Annotated in this window: 19 protein-coding genes; 16 read left to right on the top strand and 3 right to left on the bottom strand. The window is 42.8% G+C overall.

Translation table 11 applies throughout. From position 1 onward, the window contains the following. Positions 1-81: 81 nt before the first annotated feature. The 6 genes from DWB64_RS17190 to DWB64_RS17215 all read left to right on the top strand — a co-directional run bounded on the left by DWB64_RS17190 (position 82) and on the right by DWB64_RS17215 (position 4,260). Positions 82-1,029, top strand: coding sequence for a GNAT family N-acetyltransferase (locus tag DWB64_RS17190; protein WP_129489452.1), 948 nt, complete (start codon positions 82-84; stop codon positions 1,027-1,029). 15 nt (positions 1,030-1,044) lie between these two features. Next, positions 1,045-1,566, top strand: a complete 522-nt coding sequence (locus DWB64_RS17195) for a DUF6886 family protein (protein ID WP_129489453.1) — start codon at positions 1,045-1,047, stop codon at positions 1,564-1,566. A 31-nt stretch (positions 1,567-1,597) separates the two neighbouring features. After that, entirely contained in the window at positions 1,598-2,380 is a 783-nt protein-coding gene (locus DWB64_RS17200) for a GNAT family N-acetyltransferase (protein ID WP_129489454.1), read from the top strand. An 86-nt stretch (positions 2,381-2,466) separates the two neighbouring features. Then, positions 2,467-3,444, top strand: coding sequence for a hypothetical protein (locus DWB64_RS17205; RefSeq protein ID WP_129489455.1), 978 nt, complete (start codon positions 2,467-2,469; stop codon positions 3,442-3,444). A gap of 98 nt (positions 3,445-3,542) precedes the next feature. Continuing rightward, positions 3,543-3,812, top strand: a complete 270-nt coding sequence (locus DWB64_RS17210; protein WP_164980472.1) for a chorismate mutase — start codon at positions 3,543-3,545, stop codon at positions 3,810-3,812. A gap of 1 nt (position 3,813) precedes the next feature. Continuing rightward, positions 3,814-4,260, top strand: coding sequence for a DMT family transporter (locus tag DWB64_RS17215; protein ID WP_164980473.1), 447 nt, complete (start codon positions 3,814-3,816; stop codon positions 4,258-4,260). A 28-nt stretch (positions 4,261-4,288) separates the two neighbouring features. On the opposite strand, the gene DWB64_RS17220 is transcribed toward DWB64_RS17215, so the two are convergent. Together DWB64_RS17220 and DWB64_RS17225 are read right to left on the bottom strand one after the other, a co-directional pair. After that, positions 4,289-4,942 carry a nucleoside monophosphate kinase gene (locus DWB64_RS17220; RefSeq protein ID WP_129489458.1) on the bottom strand — a complete coding sequence of 218 codons (654 nt, stop codon included), beginning with the start codon at positions 4,940-4,942 and terminating at the stop codon, positions 4,289-4,291. Positions 4,943-5,080: 138 nt separating this feature from the next. After that, complete coding sequence (locus DWB64_RS17225) at positions 5,081-5,596, bottom strand: hypothetical protein (protein WP_129489459.1); 516 nt, start codon at positions 5,594-5,596, stop codon at positions 5,081-5,083. Between the two features lie 193 nt (positions 5,597-5,789). Between DWB64_RS17225 and DWB64_RS17230 the strand changes: the two genes are divergently transcribed. The 3 genes from DWB64_RS17230 (at position 5,790) to DWB64_RS17240 (ending at position 9,130) form a co-directional block, all read left to right on the top strand. Continuing rightward, complete coding sequence (locus DWB64_RS17230) at positions 5,790-7,829, top strand: methyl-accepting chemotaxis protein (protein WP_129489460.1); 2,040 nt, start codon at positions 5,790-5,792, stop codon at positions 7,827-7,829. Between the two features lie 105 nt (positions 7,830-7,934). Further along, the gene (locus DWB64_RS17235) at positions 7,935-8,465 is read left to right on the top strand and encodes a histidine phosphatase family protein (RefSeq protein WP_129489461.1); all 531 of its coding nucleotides are present in this window, start codon (positions 7,935-7,937) and stop codon (positions 8,463-8,465) included. After that, on the top strand, positions 8,462-9,130 hold the full coding sequence (locus DWB64_RS17240) for an MBL fold metallo-hydrolase (RefSeq protein ID WP_129489462.1): 669 nt from the start codon (positions 8,462-8,464) through the stop codon (positions 9,128-9,130). Before DWB64_RS17235 ends, DWB64_RS17240 begins: the two co-directional genes overlap by 4 nt. 45 nt (positions 9,131-9,175) lie before the next feature. Here DWB64_RS17240 and DWB64_RS17245 read toward each other — a convergent pair whose 3' ends face one another. Next, on the bottom strand, positions 9,176-10,189 hold the full coding sequence (locus tag DWB64_RS17245) for a branched-chain amino acid aminotransferase (RefSeq protein ID WP_129489463.1): 1,014 nt from the start codon (positions 10,187-10,189) through the stop codon (positions 9,176-9,178). Between the two features lie 593 nt (positions 10,190-10,782). On the opposite strand from DWB64_RS17245, the gene nrdJ reads away from it, so the two are divergent. The 7 genes from nrdJ to DWB64_RS17280 all read left to right on the top strand — a co-directional run bounded on the left by nrdJ (position 10,783) and on the right by DWB64_RS17280 (position 20,402). Further along, complete coding sequence (nrdJ, locus tag DWB64_RS17250; protein ID WP_129489464.1) at positions 10,783-13,134, top strand: ribonucleoside-triphosphate reductase, adenosylcobalamin-dependent; 2,352 nt, start codon at positions 10,783-10,785, stop codon at positions 13,132-13,134. A 510-nt stretch (positions 13,135-13,644) separates the two neighbouring features. Further along, a complete protein-coding gene (locus tag DWB64_RS17255; RefSeq protein WP_129489465.1) occupies positions 13,645-15,438 on the top strand; it encodes an ABC transporter ATP-binding protein in 1,794 nt (597 codons plus the stop codon). A 384-nt stretch (positions 15,439-15,822) separates the two neighbouring features. After that, entirely contained in the window at positions 15,823-17,676 is a 1,854-nt protein-coding gene (locus DWB64_RS17260; RefSeq protein WP_129489466.1) for an ABC transporter ATP-binding protein, read from the top strand. A 133-nt stretch (positions 17,677-17,809) separates the two neighbouring features. Beyond that, entirely contained in the window at positions 17,810-19,222 is a 1,413-nt protein-coding gene (lpdA, locus tag DWB64_RS17265) for a dihydrolipoyl dehydrogenase (protein ID WP_129489467.1), read from the top strand. A 137-nt stretch (positions 19,223-19,359) separates the two neighbouring features. Continuing rightward, entirely contained in the window at positions 19,360-19,626 is a 267-nt protein-coding gene (locus DWB64_RS17270) for a hypothetical protein (protein ID WP_129489468.1), read from the top strand. 11 nt (positions 19,627-19,637) lie between these two features. Continuing rightward, positions 19,638-20,000: a DUF2089 domain-containing protein gene (locus DWB64_RS17275; RefSeq protein ID WP_129489469.1), complete on the top strand. Its 363-nt coding sequence runs from the start codon at positions 19,638-19,640 to the stop codon at positions 19,998-20,000. A 12-nt stretch (positions 20,001-20,012) separates the two neighbouring features. Continuing rightward, positions 20,013-20,402 (top strand): hypothetical protein, encoded by a 390-nt coding sequence (locus DWB64_RS17280; RefSeq protein WP_129489470.1) that lies wholly within the window; start codon positions 20,013-20,015, stop codon positions 20,400-20,402. Positions 20,403-20,446: the final 44 nt, after the last annotated feature.

The raw sequence follows: 20,446 nt of genomic DNA on the forward strand, positions 1-20,446 counted from the left end.
CCAAAGAATCGGCTTCTATGCCGGTTCTTTTTTAAGTTATACTAATGTTAACAAGAGGTGATAAAATTTGGAGGTGACACTTTGAACATTGTTATTAGGAAATTTTCAAGGGACCATAAGGAGGTTGTGTTAGGCCTGCTGGAGCATAAATTCAAGGCGAGCTGCGAGCGGTATTCCTGCCTGCCAAAAAAGTTTACGAATCGAGATGTACTGGTGGGATATGTCGAGTGGATGCTCAATCATCATACTGGATTTGTAGCGATAAAAGACGAGCGGGTGATTGGATTCCTTTTTGGAATGTTCCTTGATGAAATGTTCTATTCTAAAAAGGGAGTCTACACGCCGGAATGGGGATTTTACATGGAGGAGCATATGGACAGGGTCAATCTGATGCTGTTGAAGGCGCTTTATGATGAGATGCTTGTGAGGGATTATCTGCATCACTCAATTTCTGTGATGAACAATCAAAGCGCGCTAGAGCAGTTCCTGTTTGAAAACGCCTATGGCAGCAGATGTATGGATGCCAATTGGAAGATTGGAGATGAAAAGGAGGTCGATCTTGGAAGTTTTGAGCTTGTCAGGGCGGCTGAAAAACATGTTGAGGATCTTACCGTATTACTAAGGGACCATCACCGGTATATGCTGGAAGCTCCAACCATCCTCGGATTTACGTTTGACGACGAAGAGCAAGAGGTACGCAAATGGCTAAGCAGTGAAAAGGACGTCGTATGGGTGTTGATGGACGGTGATGAGATGGCAGGCATGATGAAGACTGTGATCGCAAGTTCAGGCGGATGCGATGTCTGCTCGGATGACCAGACACTGGGCGTGGAGACGACCCATCTGTTTGATCGCTATAGGGGACAGAATTTAGGTGAGAAAATGCTGTTTAGCATCTACAATCACGCAAAGGCGCAAGGCTTCGTTCGATTGGCGGTCGATTATGAAACGCAGAACCCCAGCGCGCAGTATTTTTGGAAAAAGTATTTTACACCGACTGTACGTAGTTTGGTGCGACATATCGGGTGATAAAGGAGGCTATGAATGCGACTGTTTCATGTGAGTGAAGAACCGGGTATAAAGATTTTTGAACCAAGGCTTCCGGCAAGAAAGGATTTGGACCAGACAACAGGTCTGGTGTGGGCAATCACAGACAAGTGCCTGCCTAATTTTTTAACCCCGAGGAATTGTGCGAGAGTCGCCTATTACATGGGTAGGGAGACGAGTGAAGAAGATTGTGAAAAGTTCTTTTCCGAGAAGGATTCGAGCCATGTGGTAGCGATAGAATACAAAGATTTACCTATACTTTTGGACACAACACTTTATATCTATGAGTTCGATCCGGTAAGTTTTGAACTTCAAGATGAGATAGCGGGCTACTACGTCTCTAAAGAGACGGTTGCACCGATAGGCGTACATATTGTGAACGATATCATCCAAGAACATAGGTGTCGAAATGTAGAACTAAGGGTAATGAATAGTCTATGGTCTTTTGCAGAAAGGGTGAGAAATTCAAGCTTGAACTGGTCACTATGCAGAATGAATTTTGCAACAAAAGACAGCTGACAAAGTGCTGATCACTAAGGAGGAACTTATTTTGATTAGATTTAAAAGATGTGACTGGGAAGAAATAGAGGAGGACGTGATCCAGTACTATGAAGATCATGCTATCGTGGTCGATTCTTATTGGGAGGATCATGTGATTGCGAGCAATCACTACAAGTTAGTGGCCCAGGATAAAACCGTCGGCTTTTTCGCGGTGCACAAGACATCCATGCTGACGCTTTTTCATGTCGATGGAATTGCTGCCCAGGAGGCGCAGGAACTCTTCAAAAGGGCTAGAAAATATGAGCAGGTGGTAAACGCCATGGTACCCACAGGCGATGAGATGCTCTTAAGCCTATGTATCGACGACTATCAAAAAATCGAGAAAAACGCTTATTTCTCAGTGTATACAGACAAGGATATGAAGGAAGGAAGCAGAAAACAGTTGGAGCTTATCCCGGTAACGACAGAAGACCAGTTCAGCGTTCTAGACCTGGCTGTCGACTTTTGGGGTGAGAACGATGCCCAAAGAGCACTGGATACCCAAAACCATTTCAATATCTATCTGGTGCAGGATAATGACGAGCTAATCGGATTCGGCGTGATTGAATATGGTCGTATCGTGAGGAGTGCCGCCAGCATAGGTATGTATGTCTTAGAAGAGAAAAGAGAACAGGGCTATGCCAAAAATATTCTAAAGAGCCTCCAGGAGCTGGTGGAATCAAAAGGGTATGAAGCCCGGTCCGGTTGCTGGTACTATAATCACAATTCGAAAAAAAGTATGGAAGCCGCAGGTGCTTATGCAAAATCAAGATTGTTGAGATTCTATTTTTAGCTGTTTGATCTATACGACATATTCTGACGTATTTTATAACCTATAATCAATGTATAAGACGTCGTCGGAGCTATAGGAGGTATGGGATGATACAACGAAAGAAATATGAAAAAACACTGGCAAATCGCAACAGCACTCAAGAACAGATCGAATTGGCGATTCATCAGGTGGAGCGTATGGAAGACTATCTGCTGGACAAGGACATTGAGATTGAAAATGCGTGCGAGGAAGATTTGAATGAGTATCTCAGGCATCTGATTGCAAATGGCGAAAATGACCTAGAGCATCTTTTGAATCTGGCAAGGTACTATTTCAGTATAGGGCATCAAGAAAACTATATCTATTTTACTGCCATCTTGGGTGGACTAGGCGTAATAGACAACATAAAGAAACGACTTTTTGAACGGTGCGGACAAGAGGAACTCGAAGGCGTATTCGACGGTCTTACTGAACCGGTCCTTGGGACTCCTATCGATGAGATCCCCGACTTTACCATTAAGTTGATGAAGCGGTTACAGGCCAAACTGCCTGAAGAAGTGTATCAGGAGGTACTGGCGGGAAACAACCACCAGCTACCAAGGGAAGCGATGCTTGCCGAAAAGGAAGCCTATGAGATGTCGGAGTCGCTTGACGCGTATCTTGTCGGAAGACATCAAAGAAAAGTCGCTGAGCTTGAAAAACATTATCGGGAAAATCGGGTTTGGTTCGAGCAAAGAATCACACCTGCTGTGATTGACTTTGTGAAAGGCAATCAAGAAATTCTATCTGGTGTGCGAAAGGGTAATAAGCTCTATATCACTAAAATACCATATGATACAGAGAAATACCTGAACGCACAGACCGATGTGGAAAAAAGGTACCACGCATGCCACTGCTCCTTTGCCAGAAAATCGATTTTGACCGATGAGGTGGTACCGGGGGAATGGTGCTACTGCAGCGCGGGATTCGCAAAGTTTCCTTTTGAGGTGATACTTGATCGGGAACTCAAAATCGAACTTCTGGAGTCTCCACTTCTAGGCGACTTGTCATGCAGGTTTGCAATTGATTTAAAAAATGAGAAGTAGATGGTATCTCTTGCCCTCAAGTCGACTTGAGGGTTATTTTATTCTTTCAAAACAGTGACAATCACCGTATAATAAGAGTGATTGAAACGAGGTGGAAAGTGAGAGACATAAAAAAAATACGTGACGAGTTTGATCGTGTCGATAAGACACTTGTGGCATTACTTGAAAAGAGATTTACCTTATCCCGAGAAATCGGTCTTGTCAAACGTGAAGCGGGAATGCTCACGGAGGATCAATCCAGGGAGCTTGAAGTGATCAGAAATGTGATTGCAAATCTAGAGGATGACAGCCTGGATGTCCATGTCCTATCCGTTTTTGAAACGATCATCAATGAGAGCAAGAACGTTCAGAAAGAAGAGGATAACTGATATGGTTTTAGGCATAGTCATCGCACTGCTTGCAGGTTTGTTTATTTCCACCCAAGGGTCCATCAACGGACTTGTAGGAAATAGGATCGGTGTGACACCGACGGTAATCGTCCCTGTAGCCTATCAGATCTTACTGTACAGCACGGCGCTTTTGATGAATAGAAAATGGTGGACGGAATTGACTGCCGTGACTCAGTATCCTATGGGATGGGGGTATCTGTTGATTTCAGCTCTTTTAGGAATTGGAATCATGATTACCATCACCATGTCGATGATGCGAATCGGACCGCTTCTGGGACTTGCCATCATTGTACTCAGCCAGCTTGGAATGTCGATGATCATTGAACATTTTGGATGGTTTCAACAGACCCAACGGGCGATTTCGTTGAACCGCGTACTCGGTCTGCTTATGTTTGTGATTGGCATTTGGTTTTTTGTAAGAAAATAGCGCCCATGCTTAACGGGCGCTTTTTTTATTAGAAGGATCTGTTGGTAAACTTGCTGTTGCTTGCAAGTACCTCTGAATAAACTTCCATTGTGGATTTGTTACCGTCGATCGGTACGATCAGCCCGGATTGCGTGTAGTAGTCGATTAGCGGCAAGGTATATTTTTTGTACTCTTCGATCTTGATATCCAAGTTCTCAGGATGGTCGTCATCTCTCCATAAAAGTTCTGCGCCGCACTCATCACAGTGTTTGCCATCTTTTGGCGGGAAGTAGTCCATTTGGTAGACAAGACCACAGTTCAAGCATGCTCTACGACCGGCGAGACGTTTTTTCATTTCTTGCTCTTCAATCTCAAAGCTCAGAACCATGTCAATTCGTTTGCCGTTCATTTCTAGAATTTCTGCAAAGGCTTCAGCCTGATATCTATTACGTGGAAATCCATGAAGCACAAGGTCCTTATCGAAATCCAGATGCTTCTCGACTAAGTCCATGACGATTTTATCATCGATAAAACAGCCCTTTGAAACATCCTCTTTGATTTTTTCGCCAAGTTCAGTGTGGTTAAAGACTTCGTCTCTTAGCAGTTCGCCGGAAGATAGGATTTGAAATTTGAAAAAGGATTTAAGTTTTCTAGAGATAGCACCTTTTCCAGCTCCTGGTAAGCCTAGAGTAATTATAATCATTTAATGCCTCCTTGTATGGTTGTAATCAAAATTGAGCGCTAAGATATACTCTATATATACCAAAAAAACTAGATTATTACCACTTGAGTTTAAAATTGTTGCTATTTGATAAAAAAAAAACACGCCTTGGCGTGTTTCTTAGTTTCCAGTCAATTTTCTGGCGATATCCTCATCGGTCATATCGCTTTTAAGAGTGAACTTTCCTGCTCGGAGCTTATTACCCCAACCATGATCGGAAACCACCTTGATGAAGTTGTTGACATCATCGATCAGATCGTGGTCCCGTAAAATTCTAGCGATAGAGTCACCAGAGGCACCAGCGGGTATTTCAATCATTACTGTAGTCACAGGTTCAGGGTCTGGCTCGGGTTCGGGCTCGGGCTCGGGTGAGGTGGCGTTAGGATCAGATTGCGTGTCGCCGGTCTGATCAGTTGGAGTTCCGGAGTTTCCAGTCATATCTAATTCTACAGGTTTCCCTGTTTCGGTATTTTTGACAGCAAGCTCCGCTTCGGTTTGATTCTTATTGAACAATGAAAGGTTTAGTGGCATGGTGTCACTTAACTTCCATGTGACCACGATAAAAATTACTGCGATAATAACCAGTGATATCACAATGTCGCTTAAATCAAAGAAAAAATCTTTAATGCGCTCCATAGGTCCTCCTTTAACTCGACTTTAGTTAGTTTCATTTTAACACAGAACCGTTGACTTCGCATTATTCTATTCGAACATGTATTGAATTTGTAGCATATTACAAAAAAATGTTAAGGGGCAGTTAGTTTAGGGAATACGTATAACAGATTAATCAGGGTATGCAGGTTAAATACAAGAAAACAAGGAGAGCAAGATGAGTGAAAAGAAGATGAATAAGGAAAAGGCAAAGAAAACCTCAAAAAAAGCTTTGTCGGGAAAGGCTGACTTTAGTATCAGGTTTAAAATGAACTTGGCATTTTTAGGTGTCATTACTCTAACACTGATAATTTTAGGCGGATCAGTCTTTGTCAATGTATTCGGATCGATGGAAGATAAGTTACTTGTAACCAGCAGTCAGGCCATACATGAAACTGGAAGATACATTGACGAGTACATGAAAAATTTTGAAGAGAAGGTAAAACTCGCGGCAAAATCCGATGCGATCCTAAATGGTAGCAGTAAAACGCAGAATGATGTATATCCCGTGCTTGAAAGACTTTTAGAAAACAACAATGCGATTATGTTCGCTTATCTGGGAACATCGGATAAGGCGATGATCATGAAACCGGACGCTGAGTTACCGGACGGATTTGATCCTACCGGTCGACCTTGGTACACGGACGCAGTCTCAAAAGGTGATTTTGCCTGGACTGATCCTTACGAAGACGCCTCAACCGGAGAATGGGTTGTGACCGCAGCAATTCCTGTTATGAAAAACGGTAGGGTGACCGGGGTATTCGGAATCGACCTTTCACTTGTGGGACTTGCAGAAGAACTTGGACAAATTCAAATCGCCACATATGGTTACCCGGTACTTGTAACAAATAATGGTATTACGATGACTCATCCAAATAAGGAACTGATCGGTGTAGAAATGCCGGTTAAAGAACTTTTAGATGCGGTTGTGACTGGAGATACCACTGCTAAAAAATATAAGTATGGAGGGAAAAACAAATATGGTATCTTCACCAGACTGAACAATGTCGAGTGGACAGTGCTTGCAGCTCTTGATCGTAGTGAAGTGACAGACGATACCAATAAATTCCTAATGACCATGGTATTTGTGGGTTTTGTCACGATAGCAATCGCCTTTGTCGTCTCCTTCCTTTTCTCAAGATCCATATCCAACAATATCAAAGTCTTGATGGAAGGTCTTAGAAGAATCAAGGATGGCGATCTGACAACAAGAATTCGAGTGAAGACAAGAGACGAAATCGGTCTTGTTGAAAAAGACTTGAACGAAACGGTTGAAAAATTAAGTGAGATGATGCACCAGATTCAAAGCATATCCGTGGATATGACCGAATCCTCGCAAAGTCTTGCTGCCACTGCTGAAGAAACATCAGCATCGGCGGACGAAGTCGCCAAAACAGTTGAAGATATCGCTAAGGGAGCTTCCAACCAGGCACAAGATGCTGAAGGCGGAGTAATTATTGCAAAATCCCTATCTGACAAGTTCAACGAGTTAAGTGAGAAATCGCATTCGATGATCAGCACGGCAAAAGATGTGATGGAAGCCAATGTTGAAGGTGTAAAAGCGATTGTGCTGTTGAAGGAAAAAACCGAAAAGAACGATGAAGCCAACAACAGGATAGAGCAGGTTATCAGAGAACTAGATAACAAGGCCCAATCCATTGAAGCGATACTTAACAGTATCAGCGCCATTGCGGTACAAACCAATCTGCTTGCACTCAATGCGAGCATCGAAGCCGCTAGGGCTGGCGAGCATGGTAGAGGCTTTGCAGTAGTCGCAGAAGAAATAAGACAACTGGCTGAACAGTCATCAAAAGCAGCTGAAGAGGTTAGGGAAATCGTCACTAACATTCAGAGCGATTCGACAAAGACTGTGACGAGTATGCAAGATATGAAAACAATATCGATTGAGCAGTCGCAAGCGGTTGTTGAAGTGAATAAGCAGTTTAGCCTGATTACGGAATCCATAGATGCGATATCTAGAGAAATCAACGCAATCAGCAACTATGTGGATGTGCTCGATGACGATAAAGAGGCGATTGTCTCCGCAATCGAAAACATCTCGGCTGTATCGGAAGAAACAGCGGCAGCAGCTGAAGAAGTGAATGCAAGTATGGAGCAACAGACAGTTGCTGTCGAAGAGGTTGCCAAAGCCGCTGAGAGAATGAATGAAATCTCAGTGATACTGAATGATGAAGTAAGTAAGTTTAAAGTAGATTAGTTAGAAAAGACGAAATGCCTTCTTTTATCATGAGAAGGCGTTTTTCTATGCCCTGAATTGGGTATAATATAGAGATGTAAATGCAATATCAACTAGGAGATTATTATGGAAATCATTCTTATGAGGCACTATAAAGTAGATATGAAGTATGATGAAAAATATGACAGCGAAGGATTTGACCGTGCGTGTGAGCGTTATAACAAGCGCCCCGTAAAAGATCAGCTGGCACCCAGATTGCCTGAGTATGTTCTTTATGCATCAAGCATGACCAGGGCGCAAGAGACCGCACGCTTTGCGTTTCAGAAGGAACCGATTATTCTTAAAGGCGTCCATGAAGTGACGATGAAAAGCTACAAGGATACGAAGAGGCAGCTTCCTACCTGGTGGTGGGAACTGATGGCGAGGGTGCAGTGGAGAAGCAATATGCTTCGTCCTCATGAAACATATGATCAGACGATGAGAAGGCTTGAAAGCGGCTTGATGGAACTGATAGATCGAAATGAAGATGCCATTGTCGTAATGCATGGACTAGCGATGAGATATATGGTAAAAGTGCTTAGGAAGAACGGATTTAAGGGTCCCATCATCCTACATGCAAAAAATGGACAAGCGTTCCGGTACAGGAGGCAAGTATGAAGGTGACACATCTATACCATAGTGGAATATTGATTGAAAGTGAATCACATCAGCTGTTTTTTGATGCGATCAGCGATATCAATCAGCATATCGATTTTGACAAAACCATCTACTTCTTTGTAACCCATGCTCATGGTGACCATTATGACCCTGTGATCTTCAGCTATCATGGCGATCATGTTCATTATGTCATCTCAGACGAGGTCAAGGAGCACCCGGTCAGCAACTATATGCGTGTAAGACCCAATGAGAGGTATGGATTTGATCAACTGGTCGTCACAACCTATAAGTCGACAGATAGCGGTGTGGCATTTGTCATCGAATTTGAGGATAAGGTCATCATGCATGCTGGTGATTTGAACTGGTGGCACTGGGAAAACGACACACTTATCATGCAAGATAAGGAAGCGGACGACTTTAAGACGATTATTGACGGGATCACCTATCAAAAGTTCGATATCGTTTGTATTCCTGTAGATCCAAGGCTTGGAAGTGCGTATCATCTAGCTGCCGACTATTTGCTTGAGACAAAGGAGATCCTCCATTTGATACCCATGCATTTTAGAAAGCAGTTTGAAGTATGTGAGAAGTTATATCAGCATAGGCATCGTGATGAAAGGATCGTCAGGGTTTTAGAATGCGATCAGTTGGTACTTGAACTATAAAAAAGTGGTGCAGATCATCTGCACCACTTTTTTTATTGCTCTTATTTATTTTACTTTGACGATCCAACCTTCTGGAGCCTCCACATCACCTGACTGTATGCCGGTTAATGTTTCGTAAAGTTTTTTCGTCACAGGACCGACTTCGGTTTCTGAATGGAAGACAACCAGCTTCTCTCCTACTTGAATACCACCGATTGGTGTTATTACAGCGGCAGTTCCGCAAGCGCCCGCTTCGACAAACTCACTTAGTTTGTCTACATAGCAGTCTCTTTCTTCAACTTCCATGCCCATGTATTCTTTTGCCACGTGCATCAAGGAATACTTCGTAATCGATGGTAGGATCGATGGAGAAAGCGGTGTGACGAATTTATTATCTGCTGTGATACCGAAGAAGTTAGCTGCGCCCACTTCCTCAATTTTTGTATGTGTTTTCGGATCTAGGTAGATACAATCCGCGAATCCAGCTTCTTTCGCCTGTTTGTTTGACAATAAACTACCTGCGTAGTTACCACCAACTTTTGCAGCGCCTGTTCCTGTAGGTGCCGCACGGTCGTAATCGGATAACATGAAGTTAACCGGAGCCATGCCGCCTTTGAAATAAGGGCCAACAGGTACGCAGAAAACAGCAAACATGAACTCTGGAGCTGTTTTAACACCAAGGTTGTCACCGATACCGATCAGGTAAGGTCTTAGGTAAAGTGTTGCGCCAGTTCCGTATGGGGGAACAAATCTTTCATTCGCTTTTACAACTTGTATGCATGCGTCGATGAACTGTTCTTCTGAGATTTCTGGCATCAGAATACGTCTACAGCTTGCATTCATACGCTTTGCATTTTGATCGGGTCTGAAAAGCTGAATGGAACCGTCTTTTGTACGGTAAGCCTTGAGTCCTTCAAAACACTGTTGACCATAGTGAAGCGCTGTTGAAGATTCAGAGATAGTCACTTTATTGTCTGTTACAAGTTCCCCTTTGCTCCACTCGCCATCTTTCCAGAAAGCTGCGTAGCGGTAATCTGTTTTCATGTACGAAAAACTTAGGTTTTGCCAATCAATATTCATATAATCACCTCGTTAGTAGATTTCCCTCACAACTAACAGTATACCGTTTGATTCATAAATAATCAAATGTTTGAAAATTCATAATTACCGATACACTTAGTGTTTGCAAGGGTGAAAACGATTGCAAAAACAGAAAACATAAAGTGATATTTGATTAAAACAGCTCATTGAATTAATTTAAATTAATAAATTTGCTGCATCGCGCTCTATGAATGATACGTTCATATCGAGTCAGCCCACGCGAATACGTCAGAAAAACTCATCTTTTTTTTGATTTGCCCTATATTCTGGATATATTCTGAGGACGAAATTCACGACTTTGAGACCGTGAAAAAAAGTTTTCGGGTATCGATTTTCTGGAGCGCTTTATATTACTTTGTGAGCCACTTAAAATAAAATGTCAATAGCTTTTGGAAAACAAAAGTTGAGCCCTTTGCCTTGTGAGGTAGTATCCCTTCTGATACAATATATAGTGTGTTGAAGAAACGTTGATACCAAATGTGGGTAACTTGTGGAAAACTCGTGTATAACTCATATTTGTTACATATGACATGATCGGATGGATATTTTAAATAATTATGAAGGGAGACAACATGGTTAAGGTATTGAAACGAAATGGTTCAAAAGTTGATTTTGATCATTACAAAATCATCAATGCGGTAGAAAAAGCGATGTTAGAAACAGATTTAGGGGTGGATTCGGATCTGAGTGAAAAACTCGCCGATGAGATTTACGAGCAGCTTGCCGAAATGGATGAAGCGGTGACGGTGGATATGCTTCAGGATCGCGTTGAAGAACACTTAATGACAAGTGAACGCCGTGATGTTGCAAAAATGTACATCATCTATAGAAACGAGCAGGACAAGACAAGAGAGATTAGAAAAAAGGATGATCGACTTTTAACAGACGACTTCATCAGTAAATATAAGCATATGCAGTCTCCGATGGAAGCACTCGGTAATTTCGTGTACTATAGAACGTACTCAAGATACCTACCAGAAGAAAAAAGAAGAGAGTTTTGGTGGGAAACGGTAAGAAGGTCCGTTGAATACAACTGTAGCCTTGTACCGACTACAAGATCTGAGGCGGAAGAGCTTTTTGATAATATTTTTCACTTGAGACAGTTCCTATCTGGGAGAACTTTCTGGGTGGGCAACACAGATGTCGCAAACTATTATCCTATGGCAAACTACAATTGTGCGTTCCAAGTCATCGATAGTTTTGAAGCGTTCAGAGATTTGTTTTACCTATTGATGATCGGTTCTGGCGTGGGCGTCCGTATCCTAATGGACGATGTGAAGCAAATGCCAAAGATAAGAACCGATTACGAACTTATACATAAGGATTATTCTCCTACAACTAAAAAGGACAGAGAAGACAATACTTCACTTAAGTTCACTTATAACAACGCAGTCAGGATTTCTGTCGGCGATAGCAAAGAAGGTTGGGTCCAATCCCTCGATTTCTTCTTTAAACTGCTTTATTCAAACGAATATAGGGACATCAAGACGATTGTAGTCGATTACGACCATGTAAGACCGCATGGAGAAAGACTTGAGACATTCGGTGGAACGGCTAGCGGCCACATATCCCTAAAAAACATGTTCGAAAAGATCAGCAAAGTGCTTCAAAAAAGAGGTTTGCTGCTTGATTCAAAACGTGTGAAGCTTAAATCGATCGACTGTCTGGATATCGCCAATATCATCGGTGAGAATGTGGTTGTCGGCGGTGTGAGAAGAACTGCTGAAATCGTACTTGTTGACGCTGACGACGATGAGTGCATAGACGCTAAAACGAATCTGTACAAGCAGATTGACGGACAATGGATTGTGGACCAGGAAATCATCCACCGTCAAATGAGCAATAACTCCATCTATTATAGGAAGAAACCGACAAGAGAACGACTTAAATGGCAAATCGAAAAAATGCGTTTCTCTGGCGAACCTGGTTGGGTAAACGAGGTCGCTGGTGCGAAAAGAAGACCTAATTTCAACGGTGTCAATCCTTGTGGTGAAATCCTACTTGATAACAAAGGCCTATGTAACCTGACTACTGTCAATGTATTTGCCTTTGTGAAAGACGACAACACGCTAGATACAAACGGCCTTTTAAGGGCGCAGCGTCTTGCGGCGAGAGCTGGATATAGAATGACTTGTGTCGAGCTTGAAATGCCGAACTGGGATGCGACTCAGCAGCGCGATAAATTGCTTGGTTGTTCGTTGACAGGATGGCAGGACATGGTCAACGCAGTAGGACTTGATAGAGAGAAAGAGGCGGAACTGCTTAAAAAAATGCGTTCTGTCGCAAGACACGAAGCAGATATCTACGCTTCAGAAATCGGTGAGGAAGCACCTCTTCTTGTTACGACAGTAAAACCGGAAGGAACCTTGTCACAGCTACCAACCGTATCTTCAGGAGTCCACTACTCGCATTCGCCATATTACATCAGACGTGTTAGAATCAACTCTCATGACCCGCTTGTCAAGGTTTGTGAGGAGCTTGGCTACCCTGTTCATCCAGAAGTCGGTCAAGAGATGGAAACATGCAGAACCAAAGTGGTAGAGTTCCCTGTCAAAGCGCCTAACGGTCGTACAAAATACGATATTTCGGCACTTGAGCAGCTTGAGAACTACAAGATGTTTATGGAACACTATGTAGACCATAACTGTTCGATCACTGTGCATGTGAGAGACCATGAGTGGGATGATGTAGAAGAGTGGGTATGGCAGAACTGGGATGACTGTGTCGCGCTTTCCTTCTTGTCGCTTGACGATAACTTCTATGAGCTCTTGCCGTATGAATCGATCACAGAGGAAGAGTTTAATAAGAGAAAATCTGAAATGAAACCTTTCAGACCTTCACTGATTCAAAAATATGAAAAAGTGGAGACAGTATTTGATATTGGTGACGATGGCTGCGAAGGCGGCGTTTGTCCGATTAGATAAGGAAAGAAGCTTGCACGATTAGGTGCAAGCTTCTTTTTTTAAAAGTGGAATAAACGATTATAGTCATGTGTTAATTTGAAAACTTGCTTAACTTATCGTAGACTGGGTATAGTTTAAAAAAGACTATTGCAATAAATTTGGAATTGCGAAAGAAATATGACAATCGTATGACAAATATGTAATAAGATTGCAAATGATTTTTACTTGAACTATGATGGACTAGAATCAAAACACTACAAAGAAAAGGAGGTTACGTGATGAGAAACATGAATTTTGGATTCGAAAGAGTTGAAGCAGCGCTTACACTACAAAACACAATTACAACTGAACACGTAGCCTATGGAAGTATCTTTTAATGTAAAGAACAAACCGTAGGTACGTTTCCTACGGTTTTTTTACGCACATATATCTTTTTAGATGATGAAGTCGCGGAAAACCGCGACTTTTTTTCGTGTGATGAAAAGTAGTTCATACGGATGTGCAAGATACCCCATAGGAGGAGGAACACATATGAAACGAATAAAAACACTTTATACTTACATGGCAGGACAGCGATTGAATTTGATCCTATCGGTAATTTCGGTAGCTGCCGCAACCTACTTTATGATTCAAATACCATTTGTAATTCGTTTTTCAATAGACTCTGTTATCGGAATCCAAAACCCTGACTCTTCACGTAGCATCGTAAAGTTACTGCTGAATTTAAATGAGCTGGAGTATTATAAGACGAATCTCTGGTTGCTAGGCATCCTGATCATCTCTGTAACTGCGCTTAGGGGATTCTTCCTTTTTACAAAAGGTCACTACTCGGCGACGGCATCAGAACAGATTGCCAAGAACTTAAGGGAACGTATGTACAAGCATATACAGGCACTACCATATGAGTATCACGTAAAAGCGGAAACCGGAGACTTGATTCAGAGATGTACTTCGGATGTGGATACGATCAGAAGATTCATCGGATCGCAGTTCGTTGAGATCGGTGGCGTATTCTTCCTTATAGGAATGATTATCTACTCGATGCTCAGCATGCATGTCCTGATGACATTGGCGTCGATATTCATCTTACCCTTTGCAGGTTACTTCTCCATCGTCTTTTTCAAAAGGATCAATAAGATCTTCACTAAAGTGGATGAGCAGGAAGGTAAGCTATCGACGATGATTCAAGAGAATCTATCAGGCGTGCGGGTGGTAAGAGCTTTCGGGAGGCAAAAACACGAACTGGAACGATTTAACAAGGAAAACGATGACTATAGCGATAAGGTATATTCTTTGATTAAGGAGTTCGCACGCTTTTGGTCCTCACAAGACCTGATCGTTCTGACACAAACAGGAATCATGATATTTGTAGGAACAGTACTTGCAGTAAAGGGCCAAATCACGCTGGGCACTTTTGTCGCATTCGCGACACTAGCAGGATACATCCTATGGCCTGTCAGAACACTGGGCAGGATACTCAGTGAAATGTCCAAATCCTTTGTGTCGGTAGACCGTATAGAAGAAGTATTAAATACGGCTACTGAGTATGAAACTGTTGGAGAGGTGCTCGACCTGGATGGCGACATCGAGTTCAAAGACTTGTCGTTCCACTATGAGAGCAGTGATAGGGATATTTTGACAGAAATCAACCTGAAGATAAAAAAAGGGGAGACCCTTGCGATTTTAGGACCTACAGGTGCAGGAAAATCTACTTTGGTGCATCTACTGACCAGGTTTTATGAGCCGACCAAAGGATCGATACAGATCAACGGGCATGATATTTCTGGAGTGGACAAGCATCATTTAAGACACCATGTCGCTTTAATCCTGCAAGAACCCTTCTTATTTGCAAAGTCGCTTTCTGAAAATATCAAAATCGCCAAACTTGAAGCGTCTGAACATCAAATTATCGAAGCCGCTGAAGTTGCGCAAATACACGAGAATATCATGGAGTTCGACAAGGGGTACGAAACCCTTGTCGGTGAAAAAGGAGTCTCTCTATCAGGTGGTCAAAAGCAACGTGTGGCTATCGCACGTAAACTGATCACAGACGCTCCGGTTCTGATCTTCGATGACAGTCTAAGTGCCGTCGATACAGAAACCGATGCGGCGATCAGAGCAAGACTAAACGCTCACAGCAGTGAGCTGACGACAATCATCATCTCGCATAGAATCGCCACACTCTCAGAAGCGGACCATATCATCGTGATTGAGGACGGAAAGATTACCCAAGAGGGAAATCATGAATCCTTGCTCAACCAAGAAGGGCTTTACAAAACAGTGTGGAAAATTCAAGATGCGGATGCGCTAAAGAAGATTTCATAAAAGCAAGGAGGCACCATATGAGAGTTCTTGATAAAAGAATCAGTGGTGACCGCAATAAAATGCGCACCACCATTTACGAAACAAAAAGCTTACAGGCTACATTTTACTAGATAGAGGTAATCGGAATGAAAATAATAAGAAATAGAAAGAAATCACTGGAACAGCAGACACAAAGCTTTAATCGTGAACTTTTCTTAAGAGAAGTAGGACACGTATTATATTTGACAAAGAACTGAGGTTAAGTTATGAAAACTAAGAAAATAAAATTGTTCGGGCGCAACGAGCTGAATCAGGTCGTAGAGCGCGAGTACTTCTTAAAACAAAACATGATGGCATAATAAAGGGGGTGCGTTCGCACCCCAAACCCGCTTTTGGGAGGCTTATATGGAACAGACAATAGAAACTAAGATCAAGCAAAAGGAAAAGGAAAAAACCGAGAAAGGGCTTTCAAAAGAACTTTGGGGCAAGGTACTCACCTACCTCAAACCCTATCGTAAAAACTTAATCCTCATCGGCGGATGCATGTTCGTGCTCGCAGGCATTGACTCGATGTTTCCGCTTTTGACAAAATATGCGATCGACCACTTTATCGAAGGTCAGACACTGGAAGGATTCACGGGATTCGTCATCCTCTACATGGCGGCTGTAGTTTCGCTCGCCGGCACCGTGTTCTTTTTCATCAGCCAGGGTGCGATCGTAGAGGCTGGAATCATCAGAACCCTAAGGAAATACGGTTTCGAGAAGTTACAGGAATTATCCTTTTCCTATTATGACAAGAATGCGGTCGGTTGGATGATGGCAAGGCTGACCTCGGATATTCAAAGACTTGGAGATATGCTATCCTGGGGACTCGTCGACTTCTTATGGGGTTTCTCGATGATGCTTTTCATTGTCGTAGTGATGGTTTTCATCAACTTCAAGTTGGCGCTGATAACCCTATCGGTAATCCCACTTCTTGCAGTGTTGACTATCTTTTTTCAAAAGAGAATACTTAAGACATCAAGAAAAGTAAGAAAAATAAACTCGAAGCTGACAGGAGCCTTCAATGAAGGGATCACAGGTGCCAAAGCGACCAAATCACTGGTTTCTGAGGATACTCAATTTGACGAGTTCGAGAAGATGACAATCGATATGAAACGTACTTCGTACAGGTCTGCCATCTATTCCGCCGTCTACCTGCCGATCGTGCTAACGCTTGGAAGCGTAGGGATGGCACTGATCATCAATTTCGGAGGTTACGATATTCAGATGGGAGCCTTATCCTTTGGTACGATGGTGCTCTTTACAAACTACGCGGTACTGTTTTACGAACCCGTAAGAGAGATGGCCAGGGTGTACGCCGAGCTACAGACTGCCCAGGCATCAGCGGAGCGGTTGATCTCGCTTATTGAAACACCACTTGAAATTCAAGACAGCGCTGAGGTCATCGAAAAATATGGGTCGGCCTTTGAACCGATTCGGGAGAACTGGGAAACATTCAGTGGCGAAATTGCATTTGAAAATGTTAATTTCCACTATCTAGAGGATGAGCCGGTCCTTTACGATTTTAACTTCAAGGTCAAAGCTGGACAGAAAATCGCTCTTGTTGGAGAGACGGGATCAGGTAAAAGTACGATTGTAAATCTGGCCTGCAGGTTCTACGAGCCGGTCAGCGGTAAAATCCTACTTGACGGAGTCGATTACCGCGAAAGGTCGCAGTTATGGTTGCACGACCAGATAGGCTACGTGCTGCAGTCGCCTCATTTGTTCAGTGGAACAATCAGAGACAACATCAAGTACGGAAAACTAGAGGCCACTGAAGAGGAAATGATCGCAGCTGCCAAACTGACGAATGCCCATGATTTTATCATGAAGCTCGACAAGGGGTACGACACCGAGGTGGGTGAAGGCGGCGCGATGCTGTCAACCGGTGAAAAACAACTGGTTTCATTTGCCCGTGCGGTGATTAAGAATCCTAGACTCTTCATCTTGGACGAAGCGACATCTTCTATCGATACTGAAACAGAAATGCTGATTCAGGATGCCATAGACAGAGTGCTTGCCGATAGAACGTCATTTGTGATCGCACACAGGCTATCGACCATTCGATCGGCAGACGTGATCCTGGTGATGAAAAAGGGAAGGGTTGTTGAGAAAGGTAATCATCATGAACTGATGAGCCAAAAGGGCTATTATTACAAACTCTATACGCATCAGTTCGTCGAAGAAGAAGAAATGCATCTTCTTAATAAAGCCTAATTCTGAATACTGTTATTGTTCGCCAGCACTTGAACAATAACAGTATTTTTATTTTTTGAAAGATGGAGTGAAATCCCATGGCTGTTGGGTATCTATTCAAGAAGATTCGAATACTAGATTAGTGGAGGTGCATATGCATTATGATATTTTAATTATTGGAGGCGGTTCAGGTGGATATGCCGCAGCGGTTCGTGCAGCACAGCTAAAATTGTCTGTCGCGATCATCGAAAAGGAATCCATGGGTGGAGCATGCCTCAACTGGGGCTGCATACCAACGAAGACGCTCTATAGAAACGCTGAGTTCTTCAAGCTTATTGAACATTCCAGCCGATTTGGAGTTAAAATAAAGGGCTATGAGATTGACGTAAGTGCGATTCAAGTCAGGAAAAATGAAGTGATTGAAAGAATGCACGAAGATATCCAGCGCATGCTCATCAAGTACCAGATTCCTATCTATAGGGGGATGGGTTCATTCATTGACGACCGAAAGGTGAATGTAACGCTTGATGATGGACGAAGCAAAGTGGTCGAGGGTGACCATATCATCATCGCCACAGGATCGACACCGGTGGTGCCGCCGCTAGAGGGAGTGCTTCTTGATGGCGTGTATACGAGTAACGAGATGCTTGAGTTCAATGAAATTCCGAAGGAATTGGTGATTGTAGGAGCGGGTGTTGTAGGTATGGAGTTTGCCTGTATCTTTCAGGCCTTTGGAAGCAAGGTGAAAGTCATCTCGACGACAGACCGCATACTTGCAAGGATTGATGCGGATGTGACAAAAGAGCTGTCAAAAGAGTTTATCAAAAACGGTGGTGAAATATACAGTAGCGTACGGGCTCAAAAGTTCACCTATGATGAGAAGAGCAAAAAACATGTGGCCTGGGTCAGTGACGGTATCGAGGAAAAGGAAATCTCAGGAGACGTGGTCCTACTTGCAATCGGTAGAAAACCTTTCACAAGCGGCCTTGGCCTTGAAAACGCAGGTGTGGAATCGGATAGGGGGGCTGTCCTTGTAGATGAGCACATGAAAACCTCGGTCGACCATATTTATGCGATCGGAGATGTCAATCGGGTGAACATGCTCGCCTATACTGCTGCGAACCAAGGAATCCGCGTTGTAGAGCAAATTTCACGCAACGAGCCGAATGAGATCGGAAATCTGTTCGCAAGCTGTATTTTCGTGTTTCCCGAACTCGCCTTCGTCGGCATGACAGAAGAGGAGTGCCAATCAAATGGCATCGAATACCATGCATCCAAGTACTACTTTGAGGCAAACGGCAAAGCACTTGCACTGGACGAAACCAAAGGTTTTGTCAAGGTGCTCTCTGACAAGGACGAGAACATCATCGGTGTCCACATACTAGGACCGCATGCCACCGATTTGATCCATGAGGCGGTTTTAGCCATGCAGCACAAGATGAAAGTGGATGATATCATCAACACGATCCATGCCCATCCAACCTTGTCAGAAGCATTTAGAGAAGCCGTGTTGGGACTCAAGGATTCTCCGATTATCAGCAAGCCTGTGATCGATAAAACTAAATAGAACATAAAAAATACAACTTTTTAATGAAAAGTTGTATTTTTTATTAGAATTAGATTAATATAATCAATATTAGGTTTAAAAATATTAACCAAGGTGTATAATTTACTTAAGGTAGACACATAAAGGGGGGAATCGGAATGGCTCGAAATATCAGAATCAAAGTAATTGATGGAGATACCAATGTGAACTTTTCTTTACCGATAGGACTGATTACCAGATTGTTGAGAATAGGTGTGGACATCTTCAGCTTATTTCAAAAGCAGCTTACAGCGGACAAGTTTACAATGGACACGAAAGACTTAAAAGAAGTAGCGGCATTCTTTGACGCGCTAAAGGAAGTAGATCCGTTCACATTTGTAGAAGTGGAAGACGGTGACACCAAGGTGCTTATCAGGACAGAATAGCGAGGGATGAGATGAAAAAAGAAGTGATTGGCAAATGCCCTGTGTGTGACGATCATCTAAAAGTATCCGTGCTGTCATGCAAAAGTTGCGGTACAAGCATTCACGGTGAGTTTGAACTTTGCTCCTTTTGTAAATTGAGCGAGGACCACAAAATGTTTGCGATGGTTTTCATCAAAAACAGAGGCAATATAAAAGAAATTGAAAAGGAACTGGGCATCTCTTACCCTACAGTAAGAGGGAAGCTCGATGATGTGATCACAGCCCTAGGATTCTCTGTAGAGAAAAAAGTGCAGATAGATAAGCAAGAGGTGTTAAAGCGGCTGAGTAGTGGTGAAATTACAAAAGAAGAGGCACTTAAGCAGTTAAGTGAATAAGGAGGAAATATCATGGCTTACCAACAAGAAAAGTTACAAATTCTTAAAATGGTCGAAGAAGGTAAAATCAACCATACAGAAGCACTTGAGCTTATGGAAGCGCTAGGAAAAGAAGAAATTGAAATCAAGCCAAAATCGGATGTGAAATCAACTACCCGCATGCTGAGAATCAAGGTGCGTGAAGGCCAAGACAAGACGAAGGTCAATGTAAACATACCGCTAAGCCTAGTCAATGTAGGTCTTAAAATCGCCAAGCATGTCAATGTGGGTGAGAATCAAGAGATGCTCAATCAGATCGATATGGATGAGATCATCAGGTTGATCGATGAAGGCGCACAGGGCAAACTTGTGGAAATTGAAGAGCCTGAAACAAATACGTATGTAGAGGTGTATGTGGATTAATCCCTAGTATCCATTTGGCGCAACGAGTTACCGACTCGTTGCGC

The sequence above is a fragment of the Fusibacter sp. A1 genome (genome assembly GCF_004125825.1).
Lineage (GTDB): Bacteria > Bacillota > Clostridia > Peptostreptococcales > Acidaminobacteraceae > QQWI01.

What these genes read in the sequence shown, in the direction of transcription:
- DWB64_RS17195 (WP_129489453.1), top strand. Translation starts at nt 1,045, where the DNA reads ATGCGACTGTTTCATGTGAGTGAAGAACCGGGTATAAAGATTTTTGAA.
- DWB64_RS17205 (WP_129489455.1), top strand. Translation starts at nt 2,467, where the DNA reads ATGATACAACGAAAGAAATATGAAAAAACACTGGCAAATCGCAACAGC.
- DWB64_RS17215 (WP_164980473.1), top strand. Translation starts at nt 3,814, where the DNA reads ATGGTTTTAGGCATAGTCATCGCACTGCTTGCAGGTTTGTTTATTTCC.
- DWB64_RS17220 (WP_129489458.1), bottom strand. Translation starts at nt 4,942, where the DNA reads ATGATTATAATTACTCTAGGCTTACCAGGAGCTGGAAAAGGTGCTATC.
- DWB64_RS17225 (WP_129489459.1), bottom strand. Translation starts at nt 5,596, where the DNA reads ATGGAGCGCATTAAAGATTTTTTCTTTGATTTAAGCGACATTGTGATA.
- DWB64_RS17230 (WP_129489460.1), top strand. Translation starts at nt 5,790, where the DNA reads ATGAGTGAAAAGAAGATGAATAAGGAAAAGGCAAAGAAAACCTCAAAA.
- DWB64_RS17235 (WP_129489461.1), top strand. Translation starts at nt 7,935, where the DNA reads ATGGAAATCATTCTTATGAGGCACTATAAAGTAGATATGAAGTATGAT.
- DWB64_RS17240 (WP_129489462.1), top strand. Translation starts at nt 8,462, where the DNA reads ATGAAGGTGACACATCTATACCATAGTGGAATATTGATTGAAAGTGAA.
- DWB64_RS17245 (WP_129489463.1), bottom strand. Translation starts at nt 10,189, where the DNA reads ATGAATATTGATTGGCAAAACCTAAGTTTTTCGTACATGAAAACAGAT.
- nrdJ (WP_129489464.1), top strand. Translation starts at nt 10,783, where the DNA reads ATGGTTAAGGTATTGAAACGAAATGGTTCAAAAGTTGATTTTGATCAT.
- DWB64_RS17255 (WP_129489465.1), top strand. Translation starts at nt 13,645, where the DNA reads ATGAAACGAATAAAAACACTTTATACTTACATGGCAGGACAGCGATTG.
- DWB64_RS17260 (WP_129489466.1), top strand. Translation starts at nt 15,823, where the DNA reads ATGGAACAGACAATAGAAACTAAGATCAAGCAAAAGGAAAAGGAAAAA.
- lpdA (WP_129489467.1), top strand. Translation starts at nt 17,810, where the DNA reads ATGCATTATGATATTTTAATTATTGGAGGCGGTTCAGGTGGATATGCC.
- DWB64_RS17270 (WP_129489468.1), top strand. Translation starts at nt 19,360, where the DNA reads ATGGCTCGAAATATCAGAATCAAAGTAATTGATGGAGATACCAATGTG.
- DWB64_RS17275 (WP_129489469.1), top strand. Translation starts at nt 19,638, where the DNA reads ATGAAAAAAGAAGTGATTGGCAAATGCCCTGTGTGTGACGATCATCTA.
- DWB64_RS17280 (WP_129489470.1), top strand. Translation starts at nt 20,013, where the DNA reads ATGGCTTACCAACAAGAAAAGTTACAAATTCTTAAAATGGTCGAAGAA.